Genomic DNA, 24,386 nt, shown 5'->3' on the forward strand with positions numbered 1-24,386 from the left:
CTTACTTCACCTCCTTTGCGTTTAATCCATTAAAAATTAATTCCATGGCATCATCAAAAACGTGTGTGGGAACGACTTCTTCATCCCAATACACCCAGCGCATACCGATGAACTGTCCTATCCCCATCAGACAATAGCTGACAGTTTCAGCATCCAGCGGCTTGCATTCCCCGTTACTCACGGCTTCATTAATAGATTGAACAAAGCCCTTTGCCAACTTTTCGTAATACCAGCGATAAAGATCCTTATCGACCAGGACAGATTGCTGAATGATACTATAAAGATTTCGATGATTGATAACCCATTCAAAAAAGGCTAAGTAACCTTTCCGCTGCTTTTCCTTAAATGCAGATGCTTCTTCCATTGCTACTTTTATATGATGTCGCAGATTCGAACTTAACTGATAAACCAACTCATCGTATATTGCTTTTTTGGTTTGAAAATAATTATAGAAAGTTCCTTGGGCAACACCAGCACGCAAAGTGATTTCAACTATTGATGTTTCAAAATAGCCTTGCTCGCCGATAATTTCTTCAGCTGTATCGAGTATTTTTTGTCTAGTAATCATCCCCTTCTTTGTTAATTGATTATTTTCAGTAATTGACATGTGAATCACCTCTCAGTTTTTGATTATACGGAAATTTCTAAAAATTATCAAGTGTTTTTAGTAAACTTTTTAGGAAGAATTACATCGCAGCGGAATATGCTAGCTTTACGTGTCGGCACAGGAAAGACTCGATAAAAGGTTACCGGAATTTAAGGACTTTATCTTTTTTAGCGGACACAGAAGCCCTTAGTTTACATATATCATGGTTAATAGAGAGCATGTGTGCTTAATAAGGTCGCTGGTGTACAGCCTCAAATTTGCTATATAAAAACACATCTCTTATTCCATTTTCGCGACAGATGGTGACTGCGTATTCGGCAGCCATGTTGGATTCTTAACTGCAAATAAAACTCCCTTGATTCTGCTGTTATCAAGGGAGTTTTATCAGTATGCTTTTAGCTCTTCTGATTCGATAATCATATTGTACATTTCTCTAGTTGGCTCCATCGGTTCGATTCCAAGTTCTTCCTCTAAAGTAGATGCACATTTTTCATACCATTTGATCGCTTGAGGGCGGTTATTATTCTGATAATAACTATACATTAGAAGGCGATATGCCTCTTCCCATGTATTATCAATTGCTAAAATCTTTTCGCACCAGTCAATACATGCATTGAATTCACGGAGTCTCACTGATACTTGAGCCATTTTTTCCGAACCACGGAGATAGATTAATTGCAGCCGTTCTCGTTCATTTACGCACCAGTCCGTAAACCGGAGATCTGCCAAATACTCGCCTTCATACAATGCTATGGCCTTAGCCAATTTTTCCTTGGCATGCTTTGGGTCGCTCTCTTCAATTCCGCGTAGTACTCCTTCTTCAAATATAATACTATCTAATTTGTATCCTGAATCCGGGTTCAATCCATATGCACTGCCTTTTCGTTTTATAAAAAAGGATTCCTCACGAGCCTTTCGCATTGGTTCCAATGCTTTTAATAATGCATTCAGAGTAACTTTAAATGTTTTATTTGCACCATTCTCATCCTGGTCTGGCCACAGTTTTTGCAGAATTTCCTCTTTGGAAATAAGCTTATCCCTGCTCGTTATAAATAACTCAAAAAGCTCCTTGGCCTTTCCGCGCTGCCAATCACTGTTTTCAACCTGCTTATTTCCTAGCCAAACCTTTAAATGACCAAACGTTTGAATTGTTAACGTATAGCCTGGATGACTTTTTATTGTTTCATCAAGCCCAAGTTCATATAGCAATCTTGAAACAAGCGCGGGTTCTATATCAAGCTTTTTAGCCTTTAACAGCAAAGGAGCAATGTTCTGAACATCAGTTGGGCCAAAAGTAGTTCTTTTTTTAAGGAAAAAATCATATTCTTCTGTTTGCAATTCTTTCAGAAAGAATCCCATTTCTTGTTTGAACCTTTCATCATTTTCCTGTTTAAAAGCGATAAATGTATTCCAGAATCTGCTTACCAAGTTGCCATAACGATCACCACATGATTTAAATTCTCTGTGAACTTCCACCATAACTTGTGACGCTTTTTCTAAATCATTGTTATAAATTTCAGTAACTCCAATACCTAACTTAATCATTGCGCTAAGCCAGCGATCCTTAACTTTTTCGGTCTCACGCAACCCTTTATTTGCTGTGTCAATAGCTTGATCGTATTGTTGCTTTTTTCCGTAAAGTATTGCTAAACCCATATATGGCTCCGCTTTACCTCGTGATACGTTAATTTTCTCCATAATATCCAAGGCGGTCTCATAACAATTAATTGCCAAATCAGAATCATAGTGATCCGACAACTGAACAGCATGGCCCATTCGCATCCATCCACATGCCTCTACAAACGGAGATTGGATATTCAATCCTAACTGTATGCCATCACTCGCCAGTTTTTTACTCGATTCAGCTTCACCCATAAATGCCTCAATAATCGATAGCAAAATATCTGTTTCACGATGAGACTGCGGTAAATGTTTTGTTGTTTTTGCGTTTTGTTTTCGTTGGATTAGAATCTCTCTCGCTTTTGCAAGTCTACCAGTTCGCAAGTAGATTCGCGCTTGTAAGTTCCCTTCTTCTAATGGCAGATTTAATTCTTTTGCGCGATCAAACCAAGACTCTGCTTTCATTGCCTGACCGGCATTTATTAGGTTTTCAGCCATTAACTGATAGAGTCTTGCCATCTCTTCTTTGCTTGCATTTGACTTCTCTCGCATCTGAATAGCCTGATTCACATAACGTTCTGCAATGTCGGGCTGAATGGTATCCAGATATATTCGCGCCATCCCTTCGAGTGCAATGCCGGCAATATAATAATCTTCTTTACACCGTTCCAGAATTTGTTTATAGTTCTGCTCAGCTTCCGCATAGGATGACCGGTAACGCTCAATTTCACCCTGATAGAAATATAGAATCAGATCTTTTTCTTTAAAATTCTCCGGAAGCTCGGATAATACCTCGTATAAATGCTGTAATCTCCCTGTTCGAAGCAATTTTGATCCTTGTTTTTGCAGGATGGAAGCAATCGCACTAAATGCCTGTATTTGTCGATAATGGTGTAAAGCTGTTTCCATATAAAAAATTTTTTCATAGTATTGTGCCGCTCGTTTATGTAAATCTTTGAATTCGCCTGGATACGTTTTCTGCAGACGATTTTCTAAAAAAGCCTTGAATAAGGCGTGGTAGCGATAATGACTCCCTTCACCCTCTACAATAAACAAATTCTGTTCAACCAGCCCTGCCAGAATTTCCTCTGAACCGTTAATTTGTAACACATAATCACTAACATCAGGTGTTAACACATCAATAATGCTCGATTGTAATAAGAATTGTTGCATAATTAGTGATTGTTTTGATAATACTTCAGACGCCAAGTAGTCGAATAAATCCTGCAGCGATTGCTGACGATTTTGAAAGATATTATCCATCGATGACTCTGTTTGCATATGCTGGATAAACATACTAAATGCTATTGCCCATCCTTCCGTTAACTGATGAATTTTTTGTAAATCTTCTGATACGAGGCTAACTTGATATATGTCTTCTAGAACATGATGCATTTCATCAGATGAAAGAACTAAATCATTTTGTGGAATATCAAGCAAGTCGCCCTTTATCTTTAATTTCGGTATGATATCCCATTTCGGTTTAGTTCTGCTGGACAATACGATATGCATATTTTCCGGAACATGATCAAGAAGCTGTTTTATCCATTGCTCGATTTCATTCGAATTTTTTACATGATGGAAGTCGTCCAAAATTAATGTAACCTGTTTTTTCATTTCAATAATCTCATTAATAAAGGATGAAGTCAGTGACCATATCTGCTCGTCATTAATGTAATTGTCCAACTTCTCAATTTCATTTAGAATTGATTTGCCAAACAACGGATATTTTAACTTAACTGCGTGAATTAATTTATTTATGAAAGGAAGGATGTCGTCATCGTTTTGGGAAATTGAATACCAGCATGCACCAGGACTAATGTCATGCACAAATAAAGCCAATGCAGTACTTTTTCCATATCCTGCGCCAGCATGCAATAATGTGAGTGGATACTTATTCGCATTGATAAGTTTTCGATTCACTTTTGCGCGCCTAACAAATCTATCTTTTATTGGTGGTGGACTAAGCTGACTTTGTATGATTGGTATTTTCACCATAGAACCCATACCTTCTTTCAAAATTTCAGTCTCCCCTTATTTTAACATATGATTTAAGATTCAAAATAATTTCTTTAGCTTCCTTGTTTGTGATATATTTTACTTATGTAACAAATTTTAGAAAATTTGGCTTATCGTAAAAATAAAAATATGGTTAGAAAGTCATATCGACACAGACATAGACAAGGGGATCATAATGAAAAAACATCTATTTTGGATTATACCATCCATTATTATTGCAATTGGCATTTTCAGTGTTTTTTATCAAAATATTACAAACGCGTCAGAACCTCCAGATGAAGGCTGGAGCAGAGCATTACAAATTGGGACGACAACTGTAAATAACGGACTTCCAGTTCAAAAGACTAAGGACGATAAGCTTATCCTTCAGACTTATGAAGAAGGTCAGCTTTTGACTAAGACGTTAAATACTAATTTTGAAGTAGTTAATGAAAATTCGTATGATATTCCGTTTGACAAATGGACACAAGTGTTTATTCAAGAAAATAATCTGATTTACCATGATTACAAACACATTTATGACCAGAAAGGTAACATAATCGTTTCCGATGCTAAACGATTCTATCCATTGAAAGACACCATTCTTTACACAAAAGACAATACATTATATAAGCTTAATCAAGTTGATAAGACTTCAAATAAGTTGATGGATTTAAAAAATGGTACAGATGAGATCACTCCATTCGAGGGAAAACAGGGACTTTACTTCATGACAGAAACTTCCATTAATAATAATGTTGAGATTAACGTTTATGCAGTTAAAGCTGAAGGAATTGAACAAATCCACCATGAAAAATTCACAATTACTTTTGGACAGATTATCAACCATATCGATTTTGCCATTAATGACCAAGAATTGACATATACATTTGAAACACAGCAAAAACAATCCCAGGGACCACCACAATTTTATACGTACTATAAGCAAGTAACCATAGGTAGCAATGAGAAGTTTCCACTAGAGCAATTGAAGTTCAATGACCCTGCTGGTAACGGGAATCTTAGTGAAGTTGGTAGTATTAACGTCTCATATCGCGACGGCAATCCCCATTTTATTTTTAAGGCTAGCGGCTACACTCAGACAAAATTCAAAGAAAATAATGCATTCAATATCTATTCAGCGTCCATGTCAGATAATGGAGATGTCGAAGTCTTTCGTAAAAGTAATACACCTGCTGTATCAGGAAATCCACAATGGCTGGACGAATCTACAGTTATATGGCTTGACTTGAAAGGAGAAAGCAATGATATAAACGTTTCCTCCAGCAAACCTGCAATTATTGATATGGCTCCTGGGCTAACTATGGATGACTGGATTAGGGGACTCGGCAAAACACTAGGTATGATGTCCATGACGGTAATCACCCTATCTATTTCAAGCATCTGGTTTATTTGGCCAGTTGTATTTATTGTAATTATCCAATTTGCTCAAAGTAAAAAATTGGACGAAGATCCGCCTTGGATATTTTACACAGGGATAGTTATTTACATGCTGGCAGTCTTCATTTTTAAGGAGTATATTTTTGTTCAGTCCATCTACTTAAATGCACCCGATTACCTGACGTTCAACGGCAGCACCAACATATTTATCTTGTTATTCGCTGTAATTGCATTCATCGCAGCACAATCAACAAAGAAAACAAGGGACTGGAAAGCATCGGCCAGGATATCCTGTTTTGTTGGGGCACACATCTTAATGCTGCTGTCATTTTTCGGATCATATTTTATCTAGAGTTAGGCTGTCTGCAATTGAAGCAGACAGCTTCTTAACTTCTAATATGAAAAATCATTTATTTTCTTATGTATTCCAATATGTGTTATAGTGAAAAACAATCATTTAAGAACGATTGGGGGAAACGAGCATGACAGACCAACGAAAGAAAGCCACATTTGCTGGCGGATGCTTCTGGTGCATGGTCAAACCATTCGACAAATGGGATGGGATTCATGGGGTAGTGTCTGGATACACAGGCGGGCAGACTGCCAACCCAACCTATGAAACTGTGAAAAGTGGAACAACCGGGCATTATGAGGCAGTTGAAATAACTTATGATCCTTCAGTTATTTCCTACGAGAAAATATTAGAAGTATACTGGCGTCAGATAGACCCAACCGATGATGGTGGGCAATTTCATGATCGTGGCGATTCATATCGGACAGCTATCTTTTATCATAACGAAGAACAAAAGGGACTAGCTGAGAAATCGAGGCAGTTACTCGAAGACAGCGGTAAATTCACCAAGCCAATTGTAACCAAAATCCTGTCAGCTACTACTTTTTATCCAGCTGAGGCGCATCATCAGGATTACTACAGAAAAAATGAGGAACATTATTTGCAGGATCGCGCGAAGTCTGGACGCGATGAATATATTGAGGAAGTATGGGAGAAGTAGATGCCTAAATCTGCTTCTATTTTTTTCTTGTGGAAATTTCACTTATCCGGTCGAAATTTGTGATATCCACTGTGGTTCCCCACAGCCAAGCCGGCATTAAGTTCCTCGCATCCAGCTAAATCTTCGCCTATTTGGTTGAATATCTCCTGCCTACTTTTTAGTGGCATTCACCAAGCATTAATAGTGAGTGCCTTAGTTGCATTTATCTAATCAGAGAGTAGTTATGCTTTTGTATCTGCAAAAAAGTTTATTTGTATACTCCAAGTATAGTATAATTAAACCTTTACAACTATAGGGAGCGAATTCAATGCCTAATAATCAATCATTAACACCCTTGAAAATGTTATTATTCAGTTTTCATGCTACAAATACAATTATCATAAGTTTCTTGCCATTGTACCTTAACTATAAAGGATTAAATGGTACGGAGATCGGATGGGTGCTAGCAGTCGGTCCTTTAGCTGCAATCTTTTCACAACCTTTCTGGGGCTATATGAGTGATAAATATAAAACCGTCAAAAGAATGCTGATAATTTGTATTTTCGGATTACTGATTAGCAGTGTTTTATTTTTCCAAATGAATGGTTTACTTGCAATTATTCTAATGGGATTTGTATTTTACTTTTTCACCTCGCCGATAGGGGCTCTTGGTGACAGCTTAGCTCAACGCCGGGCAGATGATTTACGAATTTCATTTGGAACAATCAGAACATGGGGGTCAATCGGATTTGCAACCTCTTCTTTAATTGTTGGGGCAGTTCTCTCAGAAATTGGCGTTCAATATATGATCTGGCCATACTTATTTTTTGGTGCAACAGCATTAATTGTCGCTTTTCGCTTAACCGATGTGAAAGTAGAATCTGATCCCATACAATTAAGTGATGTAAAGCGATTAGCCAAAAACAAGCCATTTATCATTTTTCTGTTTATGATTATGTTTCTGACAATTTCACACCGCGCAAATGACAGTTTTATTGGATTGTACATTACTGAACTTGGCGGCGGCGAAGGATTAGTTGGCATAGCTTGGTTCATTGGTGTTGCAAGTGAGGCGGCAGTCTTTGCACTGGCTGGTCGATGGTTTAGAAAATACCATACGCTATTATTTATTATTTTTGCTGGAACTATCTACAGTCTGCGTTGGTTCTTGTATGCTGCAGTTGATGATCCGATGTACATCCTTGCATTACAGTTTTTACACGGCTTAACTTTCGGCGTATTCTATTTAGCATCATTTGAGTATATCACCCGATTAATACCCAGCATATTACAGTCAACTGGGCACCTCGTGTTTTATTCCGTATTCTTCGGTGTATCAGGAATCATCGGGTCGCTTACTGGTGGAGCGTTAATAGATTCATACGGCGGCGGAACATTATACTTTGTACTAGGTTGTTGTGCATTATTCGGGACTTTATCTCTAACTGCATTTCACCTGTTACCATACGGGAAAAAAGCTTGAAACTAAAACAAAAGCGAAACCATCTTATGAGATGATTTCGCTTTTTTCATTGTTTTCTAGCTTAGGAAAATAAAATAAAGAATAAATATAACAAATAATACATACATAACCGGGTTTATTTCTTTGATACGCCCCTTCAATATCATCGTGATCGGATAGAAAATAAACCCAATTGCAATCCCGGTTGCGATACTATACGTTAATGGCATCATGATAATCGTTAAAAATGCTGGGACGGCAATTTCAAACTGATCCCAATCGATATTTTTCAGTGTTGACGACATCAACACCCCAACAATGATCAGTGCTGGTGCAGTTACTTCTGCAGTCACGACACTCAACAGAGGCGAGAAAAATAGCGCAAGAAGGAAAAAGCCTGCCGTTACAATGGAAGTAAAACCAGTTCGACCGCCTGCACCCACGCCTGCAGTTGATTCAATATAAGAAGTTGTTGTGGAAGTCCCTGCAACTGAACCAACAACCGTTGCTGCTGAATCTGCAAAAAGCGCTTTTCCTGCACGCGGCAGCTTATTATCTTTCATTAAACCAGCCTGATTAGCTACGGCTACTAGTGTCCCTGCAGTATCAAAGAAATCAACGAATAAGAAAGTTAAAATAACCACTAGCATTTCAATAGTAAAAATGTCACCAAAGTGAGCAAATGCCTGGCCAAATGTTGGTGCTAAGCTGGGAACTTCCCCAACAATTCCACCAAGACCTGACGGCGGATCTATCAGATTAAAAATAATTCCAACGATAGCAGTTAAAATCATACCATAAAAAATGCCACCTTTAATATTTAAGCTTAATAGAATAACAGATATTATAATTCCAAAAATTGCTAGCATTACAGTTGGTGAAGTTAAATTACCCATTCCTACAAGTGTTGCGTCATCACCGACAATTATCCCTGCATTTTGAAAACCAATAAATGCAATATATACGCCAATACCCGCTCCAACTGCCATTTTTAAATTCGCTGGAATAGCATTGATAACTTTTTCACGAAGTCCTGTTAATGTCAACACGATAAAAATAAGTCCAGAAGCTAATACGCCCGCTAGAGCAGTTTCCCATGGTATCCCATATCCAAGTACAACGGTATACGCGAAGAATGCATTTAATCCCATACCAGGTGCAAGCGCAATTGGATACTTTGCAAAAACCCCCATTATTAATGTACCGATAGCTGCTGCAATGGCGGTTGCTGTAAATACCGCACCCTGATTGATTCGTGTAACCCCTTCTGGTAATTCTTCAATTCCTACCAATGCAAGAGTTGATGGGTTAACAAATAATATATATGCCATCGCAAGGAATGTTGTTAGCCCTGCCATAAATTCAGTCTTATAGTCTGTTCCCAATTCTTTAAAACGAAAATACTTTTTCATTGCTTTTCCTCCTCACTTTGTCTCACATAAAACCGGCTTATTGCCAGCTGTAATATAGATAAGCCTTAGTTACACTTATGCAGTGCTTACTTAACTGCAAATAAAAAACACCCTTGATGGACAAGAGTGCTACAAAACTATACGGGAAAAAGCAATTTGGCAAAGATAAATTCACTCCGCCTATTACTATTATCCGCGTAGTCAGACCATTTACGGTAGTCTGGTAGAAACTCTGGGCCCTATCCCCGAAATTATACGCAAGATGCTTATTTAATTATCAAATCTACGACTATATTACTATCAAAATTCGACAAAGTCAACAAAAAAACGAACGATCACTCAAAAAGTTAATCTAATGTACGTTTATTCCCATTCAATTGTTGCAGGTGGTTTGCTTGTAATATCATAAACGACTCGATTGATATGCTCGACATCATTTACAATTCTTGTCGATATTTTTTCCAGAACATCCCACGGAATTCGTGCCCAATCGGAGGTCATCCCATCTATTGAGGTAACTGCCCTGATTCCAATAGTATAATCGTATGTGCGGGCATCCCCCATCACACCGACACTTCGGATATCAGGAAGGACTGTAAAGTATTGCCAAATATCACGGTCCAATCCAGCTGCAGCAATTTCCGCACGTAGGACGGCGTCTGATTCACGAACAATCGCTAATTTCTCGTCTGTTACTTCTCCTAATACTCGAATAGCAAGACCTGGTCCTGGGAATGGCTGTCGCCAAACAATTCCCTCAGGTAATCCAAGCTGCAGGCCAAGTTCCCTTACTTCATCTTTAAATAAGGTATTCAACGGTTCAATTAATTCAAACTGCATATTCTCTGGCAAACCGCCAACATTATGGTGTGATTTAATAGTTTGTGCTGTATCTGTACCACTTTCAATAATATCTGTATATAGTGTACCTTGAGCAAGAAAGTCAATATCCTTCAATTTTGCTGCTTCATCATCAAAAACATAGATAAATTCATTACCAATAATTTTACGCTTTTGCTCAGGGTCATCCACACTCTTCAGTTTAGATAAAAATCGGTCGGCAGCATCAATCTTAATAATATTCATATTAAAATCATCTGCAAATGTCTTCATGACATCTTCACCCTCATTTTTGCGAAGTAATCCATGATCGACAAAGATACATGTAAGCTGATCGCCTATAGCTTTGTGAATAAGTGCTGCGACAACAGATGAATCAACCCCTCCGCTCAAAGCACACAATACGTTTCGATCACCGACTTTTGCTTGTATTTTTTCTACTTCCATATCGATGAAGTTTTCGATTGTCCATTCACCATCACACACGCACACATCAAAAACGAATTGCTTCAGTAAATGATTTCCATACTCGGAGTGACGAACCTCAGGGTGAAATTGAACACCATACAATTTATGATCATTATCGCTCATTGCAGCTATAGGTGTTGATGGGCTAGTTGCATCAATTTGAAAAGATGCAGGTACTTCCATCACTTTGTCCCCATGACTCATCCAAACAGACTGATTTTTTGGTGCGTCTTTGAATAATATTGGGTCATGTGTTAGTTCAATTAACGCTTTCCCATATTCACGATTTGTAGCTTTGGCAACATTACCACCAAAATGCAGAGCCATGATCTGCATGCCATAGCAAATTCCTAAAATGGGAATATCTAATTCAAAGATTTCCGGATCACATCGGAAGCTGTTTTCATCATAAACGCTATGCGGACCGCCTGATAGGATTATTCCTTTTGGGTTCATTTTTTTGATAGTTTCTGCTGTTAACTTGTGTGAGTGTAATTCACTATACACACCGTGCTCTCTAATCCTTCTTGTGATTAGCTGGTTATATTGACTGCCAAAATCAAGCACTAAAATCATTTCATTACTTTCCATGTCAACCACTCCTATCCATTTACACGCTATCGATAAAGACAACACCTTTACCCAAATTAAAAACCTGGACCTACCCTACTGTGCAGTATATAAAAAAACTACACAAAGGCAGAAATCCAGGTCGACAAATGAGCATACCTTTAGAAATTCCGCCTTCATAGTCAGAGCGTTTACGGTGCTCCGGTAGATACTTTCGAACCTTATTATCGAGGATATACGAACGGCGTATTTATTTCGTTAAAATTAATATTATCCTATTCTACTAATCAAAAGAAGGACGGTCAAGCCATTATACGTTTAATTAAATTTTTCCACAATTGGCGTAAATTTACTATTTCCTTAGTATCCAGTTCATTTTTATACAGGATACGTTCATAATGACTTGTTAAACGTTTCATCGTATTTGAACCATAGAGTGAGTCAATTCGTTTGGAATACTCTCGTAAAGTTTGATCAGCATCTTTCGGGAATCCGTTATGTGCCAATACTTTGAGTAAATGGTGATATGCGTTTTGATATGTTTTCGCATCACCTTTATTTTTAATTTTCATGTTTAAATATGCTGTCTTCCAACGAAATCTTGTTCGATAAATGATAAATGTGAAAAGAAATATTACAGTAAGTCCAATTAGAACATACCACCAATTCACTTCAAAATTGCTTGTATTATCAGTAGATGAAGGTGTTTCTGTTTCATTATCTTCTGGCAGCCGTTCTTGCTCAGACTCGGTTTCTGGTGCCTCGTATTCATCATCATTCTCTGATGTACTATCTGAGTTAAAATGAAATTCTGCCATATTAGGAAATCCTTGTGTCGGTTCGAAGGGAACCCAGCCTTTATCTGGAAAATATACCTCAACCCATGAATGTGCATTGGCATTTGTTACCTCATATATATCATAGGAATCTTGATTTTCACCTTCTTCAACTACCTCACCACTCGTAAAGCCTTTCACCCATCTTGCAGGAATATCAAGTGATCTGAGCATTACTATCATCGAAGTGGAATAATTATCACAATACCCTGCCTTGGAATCAAATAAAAATTGATCCACATAATCCTGGTTTTCATTAGGGACAGGAACATCACTTATCTGATACACAAATCCATTTCTGCCAAAATACGATTCTAAAGATCTTGCTTTATCATAACGATTATCATCTTCTGCAGTAACTTCTGCCGCCAGTTCGCCTACCCGATCTGGTAATGAATCTGGTAATTGTGTATATCGCTCGTTAAGGCTAGCTGGATCCTCATCGCTTACTTTACGTAACTCATCAATAGCAAATGACGGCCGTTCATAAGTAATGGTGTAGTTATTCAACCTTAGACCATTTCCTTCAAGCTCTGTTCTGATTTCTCCAAACCGACTATCAAGCATTAGTCCAACATTCTGTGTTGTTTCAACACCTCTAATACCATATGGATAGATCAGCTTTTCCATATTGTTATTACCTTGAAAATCCAGTGTGGTAGTAAACTCTTCTGTTTCTACACTGTCAGCAAAAGTCTCAAGTGAGATTTCATTATTTTGCTGTAATTGATACTGTGGATCCTGCGACTTTTCCCAGCCTTTTCCTGTATAGACATCCTTTGTTTCTACTCTCCAGTAGTGATCATCATTGGCAGCTGCTTGAAATACTGGGGTATAATCCTGCACAAAGGAACCACCAAGCCGTGAATCATTATTGCCGTACCCGACCTTATTGACCCCTGTTCCAGTATCTGAACTCCCAGCATTTTCAGCGGTACTTTTCAGGAAAGGAACTGGATCAGGCCACTGCGGATCAAATTTCGGTGCAGCGAATCCTATTAACGTAGAAAATAGTACGATAGTTATTAATGGAACAACCCATATTGGTGATTTTTTTAACCACGAAAAGCGAATCGCTTCACGGTCAATTTCCTTAAAAAAGTTGGTCATCCCTAGTGCAACAAACGATACGACGAATGTACGGACAATTGCAGCATCTGCTTCATATATCGTAAATGTATCCAGAACAGTTATATAAATAATTGTAAGCAGGACAAATAAGAAAATCCGCTTCATAACAATGAACCAATAGTGCAACAGATAACTCATTAGCCAGATTAACAATAAGAATAATACACTGCGAAATAATGGCGTCAACTCATACCATTGCTGTGAAAACAAAACATTAATATTAAACGATATTTCCATAAGTAGTTGATCGAACCATAGTCTACTAAATAGAGGGTGCATTAGAAATAGACTATTAATGATAAAAAGTAATCCGAATCCTTTTAAAGGCATCGATATATACCATTTAACCTGAAGCATAGAAATAAAAAAGCAAAATATTGTAAACAAAATAAACACGGTTAAGTTGTTCACATCACCAATGACATTTACCGGATAAAGCCATTCCAGAAATAATACAAATGCACAGATATATAAAATAGAGGTGTATAATAATGGGATTTTCATTTTCATGATACATTCACCTCAATAATTTTCTGGACTAACTGTTTTTCAGTTAAAACATTAATAACAACACCTTCAAAACGAAGCTGCTGGATAATATTGTGTTCATTACGTGAAATAAGTGCAGATGATTGTATGAACAGGATAATTACTCGTTTAGAGCGCTGTTTCACCTTCTGAACTGATTCTCTGAACATGTCATCCATGTGAGTTGTAACCAATATAATGTTAGCTCCCGATGAGATCTTCGTTGTTTCCTCTCTCAATATCATCGAAAAAGACCTTGTCCCACCAGGCTGCAGTCTTGTTAAGTGCTGCCTGATTAAATCCTTTTTGGCTGGATCATGGTGCATTGGAAAATAGACAACGTTTTCCCCAATTGACAGAAAGCCTACTTGTGATGCCTGTTTTCGGATTGATTCCACTAACGACATTGTCAGCTCAATTCCTGCTTCAAAAGCCAGTTCATTTATGCCACGATTATAGCAACTATCCAATATGACCATTGTATCTGTACTTTTCTCTTGTTCGAATTCTTTTGTGATTATTGTATTCTTCTTTGCAGTCTGTTTCCAATCAATCCAGGAAAATTTATCACCAGGCATATATTCACGGATCCCCGTTGCAACATTTGAATTCTTCAAATTCATCGCATACGAAGAGATAGACCCTTGTTCATAGCTAGTAATACTTTCTGTAATGTGTATCGGACGTTCATTTGGAAATGCTACAATTTGGTCTGACAAGTAAAAAATATGCTCTTTTTTAACAAAACCTAACACATCCCCAGTTCTTATGCGTAAAGCCTGGAGCTGATGTTCACCACGTGGTACTTGCTCAATATAATATGGCAGTTCGATTTCACGACTGAATCCTGGAAAAACAATCTTCTTTATTTTACGATTTACTTGTAACTTATTTGGTTTATCCATGTTACGGTACTTCTCGTTTTGATTATCCACTTTCTGAAGAGTATCTGGAAAAATCTCCTCACAAATACAATAATATAAGGGGTAAGGGATGGTTCTCTTTATTTTAACCGTGACAGCTATTCGCCCACCAGCCCAAATAACATGATGTGACAAGCTTCGCGTGACATGCCACCTTTTGATTGGATAAAACAACAGCCCTAAATGATAAAGAAAAATTGGCAGAAACCCAAAAAATAAGAACCAGCTTACAAACCCGCCCTGGAACATTGCAAATGAAAATAAAACTAGTAATAAGAAAACGACAAAACTTAATTTGCCTATAAATCTAATAGTGCCAGTCATTAATTAAATTCCTTCCGAATCGGGATATGTGTATCTTTAACAATCTTTTCAATCACCTTATTACTCGTGAGCCCGTCATATTTTGCTTCAGATGTTAAAATAACTCGGTGAGCCAATACAAAAGGCGCTAGGTACTTCACATCATCCGGCAATACATAATCACGACCGTGAATGTATGCATAAGCTTTAGCAGCCTTCATTAAGGAAATTGATCCACGAGGGCTCACACCCAGATAAATGGCTGCATTATTCCGTGTTCCAGTTACTAGACTTATAATGTATCGTTGGACATTTTTATCGATATAAACATCCTTAACTTCTTCTTGAATGGATAATAATTCTTCTCTATTAATTACAGAAGATATAGATTCGATTGGATGATCTTTAGATGTGAGTTCTAACATGCGCAGTTCTTGTTCTATTGATGGATAACCCATTTTTAATTTTAAAATAAATCTGTCCAGCTGAGCTTCTGGAAGTGGATATGTCCCTTCATACTCAATAGGATTCTGTGTTGCCATGACAAAGAATGGTTGTTTTAGTGGGATTGTATTACCATCAACAGTTACGTTCTTCTCTTCCATACCTTCAAGTAGTGCAGACTGTGTCTTGGGAGAAGTTCGATTGATTTCGTCAGCTAGAACAATATTCCCAAGAATAGGCCCACCTCGGAATTCAAATTCCATTTCTTTTGGATTATAAATAGAAACACCGGTCACATCTGAAGGAAGTAAATCTGGTGTGAACTGAATCCTTCTAAAATCACAATCCAATGATTTTGCTAATGTTCGTACAAGCATTGTCTTCCCAACACCTGGGACATCCTCAAGTAAAACGTGCCCCTGCGCCAATAATGCTACTAAACTTAATGTAGCAGCTTCTTCTTTTCCAATCATAACTTTATTTATATTCGCTAGTACCTTTTCTACTCTTTCATGATATATAGCTGTTTCTTGCATCATCTTAACTGACCCCTTCCCGGCTACGTCACATTTTCTATATAATCTAAGCTATTTTAACTATACTAAAAATGTCCTATGAATAAAAGCATAATCACAGTCATTTTTGATTATTAGAAAAACTTGGCTTGTTATCAAATATAGGAATACTTTAGTTTTTTAACTTTTTTCATTAAGCCACTGTTTCCTAAAAGATTATTGTTACATAGTAGATTTAAACTGCGAACTAATGGTTGGGTGCAGTAACACCGCTACGGAAATACACTTCGCTTTCCGTGGGCGGCTGATGAGCCTCCTTGCTCCTACGTCGCTGCGTAGTCTCATCTAGGCCTCAGCTCCCACAGGAGTCTACGTGTATTTCCTACGCTGGGTTTTGCTCACTAGAACATAAAAAAAGATTTTATACCACTAAACTAGCAGTTGGAATATGCGAGACTCCTGTGGGACAGCGAGCCTAAGAGACCCCACAGGGAGCGTTTTTTGCGAGCGAGGAGGCTCGTGGTGAGCCCACGGAAAGCGAGTATATTCCAGCTGCGTTGTTAGGGAGCCTCACGAAATGCTTCCAATAGGACTCCCTTAGTTGGTTCGCAGTTTATATCAATTACGAAAGTTAAATATCATGTAAAAACCTTATAAACTAGTATTAGTTAATTTGGGCTGTTTTAAACGGTAACATTGGGTTTCCATTCATTCCAACCCAAATATTGGATTGCTCCATTTGAAATGCTAACTGCAAAAGCTTGTCCTCTGCACCTTTGGAGGCCATGACCTGCACACCTAAAGGAAGACCACTATCCGAAAGATAAACCGGAACGGACATTGCTGGTTGTCCTGTAAGGTTCGCCAGCTGTGTAAATGGTGTATATGTTAAACTTGGCAGAAACATATCATAAATCAGTTCTTGCTGTTGTGACTTATCTACCTCGCTAATTTGCTTCATAAGATTTCTCTTCTTTGTTTCCGAATGGGTCAATTCACCAATTTTCGGTGCTTTAAATGCTGTAGTTGGTGTTATATAAAAGTCATATGTTTGATGAAAAGCAGCCATTTTTGCTGCTGCGAAATCCCATGAAGCAAGACTTGCAGAGAATTCAGCTGCTGAAACCGACTTCCCAGCCTCATTCAGCAACCACGTTTCAATCTCAACATCCTCTGCAGTCAGCGATCTGCCGAGCGATTTTTCAAGCTGTTGAATGACAGAAGAGATTTCACCGCTATTCATGAGATAGTAATCTTTCATTAACTGAATACCATCTACATCATTTTCCTTTTCCTCAACAATATGCCCCTTACTCTCCAACCATTTAACTGTCTTTTCTACAGCTATTTTGGCATCCTCTGAAACAGGGGTGTCTACAGGTGATTTCGTCGTATAAGCGATTCGAAGTGAATTATTAAATGGCTCTTTCATATTGTCCTTGTAACTTCTACTAAATAAGGGTGTATTAAATGCCGCTGCAGGTTCAACAACCTGGAGAATATCAAGCATTGCAGCACTATCACGTACACTTCTGCTTAGCACGAAGTCAATTGCAGCACCTTGCCACTGACGCCCAACTCCCGGTCCAACAGGTGTCCGTCCACGAGTTGGTTTTAATCCAAATAACCCTGTAAAGGAAGCAGGAATACGAATCGAACCACCACCATCACTTGATCCTGCAACAGGAACTACACCAGAAGCAACCGCAGCTGCAGATCCCCCGCTTGACCCTCCTGTTGAATAGTTATTGTCCCATGGATTTCGTGTCGGTCCATATAGTTCAGGTTCGGTAATGTTTTTCAATCCAAATTCAGGTGCATTTGTATGCCCCATAAACAATACTCCAGAATCACGAAGCCTTTTCACAAAATTTGAGTCGTACTCACTTATTGCAGACCTTAGTAGTTTAGAGCCAGAAGTGATTGGTTCACCCTTTAGTGATTGTGAAAGGTTCTTTAATAGGAAGGGGACACCAGAAAAAGGTCGATCTGCACTAAAACTGTTTACTTCTTCTCTCACACGTTCTTTTCGATTATGTACAACAGCATTCAAGGTTGAATTAACTTTCTCTAACTGCTGGAAACTTAACTCCATCAACTCAGATGGATTAACTTTGCTTGCTTTTATTTGTTGTGCCATTTCAGTAGCATCCATTGCCAAGTATGTTTGAATATTCATTAACTCACCCCGGATTTTTATTATTTATATTGTATCATTTCATTCAGCAGTTTCCTTTTTATATGCTTTAAAAGCCACAATACTTTCGTTGTTATCCAATATTCAGATTGAATGTTTCCCATTACTATAGATTTTTATACTGAGTACCTGACTGTTTGTGTATAAGAGTCTTATTTATAGCCAAACTAATAACGAAATAGTGTGAAGGAAAAAGAACAAAGTGACAGATTACTTCGTAAAATAACATCAGTCGAATTGTCACAAGCCTGGTCTGCTTACATAGACGCAAGCAGAACAAATCCAATGGCAACTAAAATGAGATTACATCCTTTTTCTGATAAGTTGATGGTGAATGTCACTTAGAAGGCTGCCATTGGTAGTAGCTTTTACGTAATCAGTATAACAATAAACATCAGAAGAGATTTAGCTACACAATAAACAAGGTTTAGCTCTGAAATTGCATTTTTTTCTGAGGATGGGGCAAATATAATGATAGATAAAGAATGGCTTGAAGAGCCGCCGCGTATGACGGATTGTGAGGAATTAGTAAAGGAGAAGTGGACATATGGAAAATCTCAAGAAAAACATACCCTTAACCTCTGCGGAAATCTCCAGCCTATGGACTTCCTATCAAAATGAGACAATGACGATATGCGGAATAAAATATTTTCTGCAACACGTTGACGATGATCAGATACAATCAATCCTTGAGCAAGTACTAGCCGTATCCGAAGAAAACAAAAGCAAGTTGACAAACTTCTTTAACAATGAGAACTATCCTATCCCTCACGGATATACGGAAAAGGATATAGATTTACAGGCCCCGCGGCTTTTCGCAGATAAACTTTATCTTGAGTACATGCTTAATTTAACAATCCTATTAGTTACTGCATATGGGACGGCATTAGGACTTGCTGAGCGAACAGATGTAATTAAGTATTATTCAAATTGTCTAAATACAACACAGGGATTACATTCTAAGATAAAAGAACTGTCAAAGGAAAAAGGGATTTATATACGCTCCCCAAAAATTCCTAAGCCAAGGCAAATCGACTTTGTGAAGAAACAAAAATTCTTATCTGGTTGGTTTGGTGATCGCAGGCCACTTCTAGGCATCGAAATCGCTAACCTTGTTTTCCACGCAAAGCGCAATGCTCTTGGACAAGCAGTTATTGCTGGATTTAGTCAAGTGGCTAAATCCAAGGAAGCAAAACGTTACTTTGAAAGAGGCAGAGATATCTCTGGTAAACACGTTAATATTTTCACTTCCATCCTGCATGAAGAATATTTGTCTAACGGGACATTGTTACTATTGTCCGAAGTAACTGATTCTACAGTTCCACCTTTTTCAGACAAGCTCATGATGTCACTAGTAACTTTACTTACCGCATCTGGAATCGGTCAATATGGTATGGCCATGTCAGCTAGTCCCAGACACGATTTAGGTGTCCACTATACCCGTTTAATAGCAGAAGTAGCACATTATTCCGATGATGGGGCAAACATCATGATTAACAATGGGTGGATGGAACAGCCGCCAATAGCAGCAGACAGAAAAGAACTGGCAGAATAGATTACAAAATGGAAAAAAAATATGGGAAAAACAAAGACAAATTAGAAAAGCTGCTATGGAGTATTGCCCTGCCTGGATTTGGACAGTTATTAAATGGTAAGTATCTTAAAGGAATTATCTTAATTACACTCGAATTTGTTATTAATGTTTTTGGGCATTTTAACCAAATAATCCTACTTAGCTTTCATGGTAATATCAGTGAAGCCATTGAACAAACCAATTACCAATGGCTGATGTTTTATCCATGTCTATATTTCTTCGCGATGTGGGATGCTTATAATGACGCAGAGGGAGAGAGTAGGCCGTATGCATTTATGCCATTCGTGTTTTCAGCTTACTTTGTAACAGTTGGTTTAATTTATTCGCCAACGTTTACTATTTTCGGACATTTAATTGGCCCTGTATGGCTTCCAATAATCTTTTTAAATTTTGGTCTGCTTATAGGCGGGTTAATACGATGGCTGTTGTTGAAGCGACTTGAAAAAGGTTATAATACATAAAGGATTCCAGGCAAATGCATATACATAAGCGGGAATCCTTTTTTTGTTTGAAAGTATAAATCCTTACTTACTGTATAAGTGCAACTAAGCCTTATTTATTTTAAGGATTGGCGATAAACCAAGTTTTCTAATATTTCATTTATATTCTTTTCCGACTATAGAACAGGACTAATAAACTTAAAACAATTATGATCGCCGTGATAACTAACATAGGGAAATAATCACCAAACATTGAATTTGCCTTAATATCCTTATTCACAGTACTAGACTCATTAAGCTTTACTCGTTTAGGGAACTTATCAAGATGGTACGAATTAATAATAGTACCATCCTCGCTTACAATATCCAAAGTCCCATCCGCATTCACTTCTCTATTCACCTGTTCACCCTTCATATGGGTATATCTCAATTCTTCAGATGTTTTATATGTTTGTTCTCCAGCTTTAAATGTAGTCCCTTTGGCAACGCTGGATTGCTCAAAGTTTTCAAATCCATAGTTAAGCAGATTTTTAGTATCATTGTATGAAGCGGACGACCGATTACTATTCAAAGTAATTACAATGAGATTCAAATCATTTCTCTTTGCTGTAGTTGCAAGAGTAAAACCGGACTTACTTACATATCCTGTTTTTCCACCTGTAGCACCTTTATACGGAATAACTTGCCTAACTAATTTATGATGTTTCAAGAGGGTTGTATCCCAAGACTCACCATGCCATTCCAATTCTACTGTACCAAAAATATCCCGAAATATTTGGTTTTCCATAGCATATTTTGTAATTTTTGCTAAATCTTCAGCTGTAGTAACATGATTTGGATCAAAAAGACCATGAGGATTTTCAAAATGTGTATGTTGTACACCAATTTCATTTTTTAAATATGCATTTAAGTCCGATGAGAATTGTTCTACATTCCCGCTTAAGTGTTCTGCAATAGCCACACCAGCATCGTTACCAGAGTTAATTAATAATCCCTGAACAAGCTTTTTAAGTTTAACTTGTTCCCCTTCATTCAAAAAAACGCTTGTACCTTCTTCATCGCTAGCGTTCTCACTTACAGTTACAACATCATCCAAGTCACCTATCTCTATTGCATAGATTGCGGTTGCGATTTTGGTAAGACTCGCTGGATACATGGATGATTTGGCACTTTTTTCATAAAGTACAGTACCAGTTTCTGAATCCATTACAATTGCAGCTTCGCTAACCACAGATGGCCGCTCCTCACCAGATCCAGCATGTGCATATGCCAGGGATGGTGAACTTAAGATTACGATGCCCACTACGAATAAGATGATTCTATTCACAATTACACCTGCTTCTTAGTTGATATATATTTTTATTGTATATTATTTTCACTGATAATTTGTCCTGATTAATTAATTGTTATTTGATTGTAACAGGAAAATAAAGGAAGAATATCAGCTTTGTTAAAAGGACACGCAATGATTTACATAGTCTTGGGTGACCACGAGATATTAGGAAAAACGTAAATGTATTTCTAAGCTTTACTGAAGTTAACTGAACGTCACTGAGTCCACTGAGTGTTACTCACGGTTCAGTATGCCGTTTGGGCAATAAAAAAATGACTGTTAGTGTATTAGGAAACAATTGGGAGGATTTAAAATGAATAACAACCAGCAATCGCCAAAAAAAAGAATAATTGACGTTGATATCCATGAAAGTGTCCTGTACAAAGACCTGTTTAAGTATTTAGACAATCCTTACAGAAGGTATATTGAGGATGCTAATTGGATTCAAGAGAAACATTTACCCTATACACAACCTTCAGTAGCAGGTGTGAATCGTGCTGACGCGAAAACACCAGATGGTGGAATAGCAGGGTCTGATCTACCCTTTATGCAGGAACAACTGCTTGATGACATTGGTCATGAGTATGGTATTCTAACCGGTGCTCTTGATCCTTCACCATCATCGATGCACGGATGGTATGAGATGGCGACCGCATTAGCTTCCGCCTATAATGATTGGCAAATAGAGAATTGGTTAGACAAAGACGAGCGCTTGTACGGTTCTGTTCACATTAACGCTGAAGACCCAAGTGGAGCAGTTCGTGAAATAGAACGAGTCGGGTCACATCCGAAAATGGTTCAAATATTGCTGCCTATTGATGATAAGATGTGGGGCGATCCTTATTTTCACCCCATATATGAAGCTGCCGAAAAACACGATTTGATGATCGGCATGCATCACAATGAGCCACCCATTTATTATGGTAAATGGCCAAGATACTTTATAGAATGGCACAGTCTTCTGCCAACAACACACATGATGATGGTCACAAATATGATTTTCAATGGTGTCTTCAAAAAGTTCCCAAACCTTAAACTTATGATGATTGAAGGCGGCTTTACTTTTGTTCCTCACTTAATGTGGAAGCTTGATCAGCAGTATAATGACCTTCGTCACGAAGTACCATGGATTAAGAGAAAGCCCAGCGACATCATGAAAGAACATATTCGATTTTGCACCCAGCCATCAGAAGAATTAAATAAAAAAGATTTCTTATCCGTAATTGATCAGATGGGTTCAGAAGAAATGATCTGCTTTGCGACGGATTACCCGCATTGGGATTTTGACTCGCCACATCGCGCCATACCAAATTTTGACCCTGATCTAAAGAAAAAGCTATTTTCCGAAAACGCCAGAGCATTTTATCCAAAATTAAAATAGATGGAGGGATTATAAATGAAGGAACAAACTGTCTGTCACATTGATGATATGCAACCGGGGGAACTTAGGGAGTCTGTACTTGGACGAATTGCTATAGTAGTTTGTAAGACTTTAGATGGAGAATTTTATGCATTTACAAATAAGTGTATTCATCAAGGTGGCCCTTTAGCAAAAGGTAAACTTTGTGGTGCCCCCCAATCTGATAACCCAGGTGAATATACGTTTTTCCAGGACGGAGAAATTCTTCGCTGTCCTTGGCATGGACGTGAGTTTGACGTAAAGGATGATGGCCGTATGCTAGCTAATCCAGAACGTAAACTGCCAAGCTTCCCGGTCAAAATAGAAAATGATTATGTAATCGTATATAAATAATTGGAGTGATTTTTGTGCATCAAGAACAACACATCCATGACACGACTATTATCGGAGGAGGTCCAGCTGGATTATTTGCGACTTTCTATGGAGGTATGCGTGGAATGGATATACACTTAATTGAAAGTCTGCCAGATCTGGGTGGACAGCTAACTGCATTGTATCCCGAAAAGTTCATCTATGACGTTGCCGGCTTTCCAAATGTTAAAGCCAAGTCGCTAGTTAAACAACTTGAGGAACAAGCATTAGCATTTGATCCCGATATATCCTTAGATACAGCTGTAACACATGTTGAAAAATTGGACGATAGATTATTTCAAATAACAACAACAAAAGGTGTTTATTTTTCAAAAACAGTAATAATTACAGGCGGAGTTGGTGCCTTCCAGCCACATCGTCTGCCAATTGAAAATGCTATGGAATACGAAGGTACACATCTGCACTACAGTGTTAATGATATAGAAACATTTCGGAATAAAAGAGTTCTGATTTCAGGTGGAGGAGATTCAGCTGTTGACTGGGCATTAACGTTACAGTCTGTTGCCTGCGATGTTACATTAGTACATCGTCGTGACAAGTTTCGTGCCCATGAACAAAGTGTAGAACAATTACAACCATCCAACATTACCTTATTTACTCCTTATGTCATTAATTCTTTATCAGGGGAAAATGGAGAACTGAAACAAGTAACAATTGGGAATAAAAACAGTTCAGAGGAAATTAGTTTGGACATTGATTCGCTTATAGTTAGTCATGGATTCAAGTCAAATCTAGGACCTATCCAGGACTGGGGAATAGAATTAGAGAAAAAATCTATCATTGTCAATCCAAAAATGGAAACGAATATTGATGGTATTTATGCTGCCGGTGACATTACTACCCACGAAGGCAAAGTAAACCTGATTGCCCTAGGATTCGGTGAAGGGCCGATAGCTATCAATCACGCAAAGTCATATATTGATCCAAAATCACGAGTTCAACCCAAGCATAGTACTAGCCTGTTTTGACAGCAAACCGAT

17 protein-coding genes and 2 riboswitches are annotated in these 24,386 nt (G+C 37.9%); of the genes, 8 read left to right on the top strand and 9 right to left on the bottom strand.

Annotated elements, in window-relative coordinates:
* Position 1 precedes the first annotated feature (1 nt).
* Both J2Z82_RS05755 and J2Z82_RS05760 read right to left on the bottom strand, forming a co-directional pair.
* Complete coding sequence (locus tag J2Z82_RS05755) at positions 2–601, bottom strand: TetR/AcrR family transcriptional regulator (RefSeq protein ID WP_390313531.1); 600 nt, start codon at positions 599–601, stop codon at positions 2–4.
* Positions 602–991: 390 nt separating this feature from the next.
* Positions 992–4,246: an AfsR/SARP family transcriptional regulator gene (locus J2Z82_RS05760; protein WP_245251128.1), complete on the bottom strand. Its 3,255-nt coding sequence runs from the start codon at positions 4,244–4,246 to the stop codon at positions 992–994.
* 175 nt (positions 4,247–4,421) lie between these two features.
* Between J2Z82_RS05760 and J2Z82_RS05765 the strand changes: the two genes are divergently transcribed.
* From J2Z82_RS05765 to J2Z82_RS05775, 3 genes are all read left to right on the top strand, one after another.
* Entirely contained in the window at positions 4,422–5,978 is a 1,557-nt protein-coding gene (locus J2Z82_RS05765; RefSeq protein WP_209479830.1) for a hypothetical protein, read from the top strand.
* A 130-nt stretch (positions 5,979–6,108) separates the two neighbouring features.
* Positions 6,109–6,639 (top strand): peptide-methionine (S)-S-oxide reductase MsrA, encoded by a 531-nt coding sequence (gene msrA / locus J2Z82_RS05770; RefSeq protein WP_209479831.1) that lies wholly within the window; start codon positions 6,109–6,111, stop codon positions 6,637–6,639.
* A 307-nt stretch (positions 6,640–6,946) separates the two neighbouring features.
* Positions 6,947–8,101, top strand: coding sequence for an MFS transporter (locus J2Z82_RS05775; RefSeq protein ID WP_209479832.1), 1,155 nt, complete (start codon positions 6,947–6,949; stop codon positions 8,099–8,101).
* Between the two features lie 56 nt (positions 8,102–8,157).
* On the opposite strand, the gene J2Z82_RS05780 is transcribed toward J2Z82_RS05775, so the two are convergent.
* The 6 genes from J2Z82_RS05780 to J2Z82_RS05805 form a co-directional block, all read right to left on the bottom strand.
* Positions 8,158–9,492, bottom strand: coding sequence for an NCS2 family permease (locus J2Z82_RS05780; RefSeq protein WP_209479833.1), 1,335 nt, complete (start codon positions 9,490–9,492; stop codon positions 8,158–8,160).
* Positions 9,493–9,670: 178 nt separating this feature from the next.
* A riboswitch (purine riboswitch) is annotated at positions 9,671–9,771 on the bottom strand.
* A gap of 84 nt (positions 9,772–9,855) precedes the next feature.
* The gene (gene guaA, locus J2Z82_RS05785; RefSeq protein WP_209479834.1) at positions 9,856–11,391 is read right to left on the bottom strand and encodes a glutamine-hydrolyzing GMP synthase; all 1,536 of its coding nucleotides are present in this window, start codon (positions 11,389–11,391) and stop codon (positions 9,856–9,858) included.
* 138 nt (positions 11,392–11,529) lie between these two features.
* Positions 11,530–11,631: riboswitch (purine riboswitch) on the bottom strand.
* Positions 11,632–11,672: 41 nt separating this feature from the next.
* Complete coding sequence (locus J2Z82_RS05790; protein WP_209479835.1) at positions 11,673–13,847, bottom strand: transglutaminase TgpA family protein; 2,175 nt, start codon at positions 13,845–13,847, stop codon at positions 11,673–11,675.
* On the bottom strand, positions 13,844–15,112 hold the full coding sequence (locus J2Z82_RS05795; RefSeq protein WP_209479836.1) for a DUF58 domain-containing protein: 1,269 nt from the start codon (positions 15,110–15,112) through the stop codon (positions 13,844–13,846). The genes J2Z82_RS05790 and J2Z82_RS05795 overlap by 4 nt, the downstream gene beginning before the upstream one ends.
* Positions 15,112–16,074 (bottom strand): AAA family ATPase, encoded by a 963-nt coding sequence (locus tag J2Z82_RS05800; protein WP_209479837.1) that lies wholly within the window; start codon positions 16,072–16,074, stop codon positions 15,112–15,114. Before J2Z82_RS05800 ends, J2Z82_RS05795 begins: the two co-directional genes overlap by 1 nt.
* Positions 16,075–16,714: 640 nt before the next feature.
* Positions 16,715–18,229 (bottom strand): amidase, encoded by a 1,515-nt coding sequence (locus tag J2Z82_RS05805; protein ID WP_209479838.1) that lies wholly within the window; start codon positions 18,227–18,229, stop codon positions 16,715–16,717.
* Positions 18,230–18,794: 565 nt separating this feature from the next.
* Between J2Z82_RS05805 and J2Z82_RS05810 the strand changes: the two genes are divergently transcribed.
* Both J2Z82_RS05810 and J2Z82_RS05815 read left to right on the top strand, forming a co-directional pair.
* A complete protein-coding gene (locus J2Z82_RS05810; protein ID WP_209479839.1) occupies positions 18,795–19,802 on the top strand; it encodes a DUF3231 family protein in 1,008 nt (335 codons plus the stop codon).
* A gap of 8 nt (positions 19,803–19,810) precedes the next feature.
* Positions 19,811–20,302, top strand: coding sequence for a hypothetical protein (locus tag J2Z82_RS05815; protein WP_209479840.1), 492 nt, complete (start codon positions 19,811–19,813; stop codon positions 20,300–20,302).
* 139 nt (positions 20,303–20,441) lie between these two features.
* On the opposite strand, the gene J2Z82_RS05820 is transcribed toward J2Z82_RS05815, so the two are convergent.
* Positions 20,442–21,608, bottom strand: coding sequence for a D-alanyl-D-alanine carboxypeptidase family protein (locus J2Z82_RS05820; protein ID WP_209479841.1), 1,167 nt, complete (start codon positions 21,606–21,608; stop codon positions 20,442–20,444).
* Positions 21,609–21,927: 319 nt separating this feature from the next.
* Between J2Z82_RS05820 and J2Z82_RS05825 the strand changes: the two genes are divergently transcribed.
* The 3 genes from J2Z82_RS05825 to J2Z82_RS05835 are packed head-to-tail and all read left to right on the top strand — an operon-like array spanning position 21,928 to position 24,374.
* Positions 21,928–22,995, top strand: coding sequence for an amidohydrolase family protein (locus J2Z82_RS05825; RefSeq protein ID WP_209479842.1), 1,068 nt, complete (start codon positions 21,928–21,930; stop codon positions 22,993–22,995).
* A 15-nt stretch (positions 22,996–23,010) separates the two neighbouring features.
* On the top strand, positions 23,011–23,367 hold the full coding sequence (locus tag J2Z82_RS05830; protein WP_209479843.1) for a Rieske (2Fe-2S) protein: 357 nt from the start codon (positions 23,011–23,013) through the stop codon (positions 23,365–23,367).
* Between the two features lie 14 nt (positions 23,368–23,381).
* A complete protein-coding gene (locus J2Z82_RS05835; protein WP_209479844.1) occupies positions 23,382–24,374 on the top strand; it encodes an NAD(P)/FAD-dependent oxidoreductase in 993 nt (330 codons plus the stop codon).
* The last annotated feature ends 12 nt before the right edge of the window (positions 24,375–24,386 follow it).

This window comes from Virgibacillus litoralis (genome assembly GCF_017873675.1).
In the GTDB taxonomy this organism is placed as follows: Bacteria; Bacillota; Bacilli; order Bacillales; family Amphibacillaceae; genus Lentibacillus; species Lentibacillus litoralis.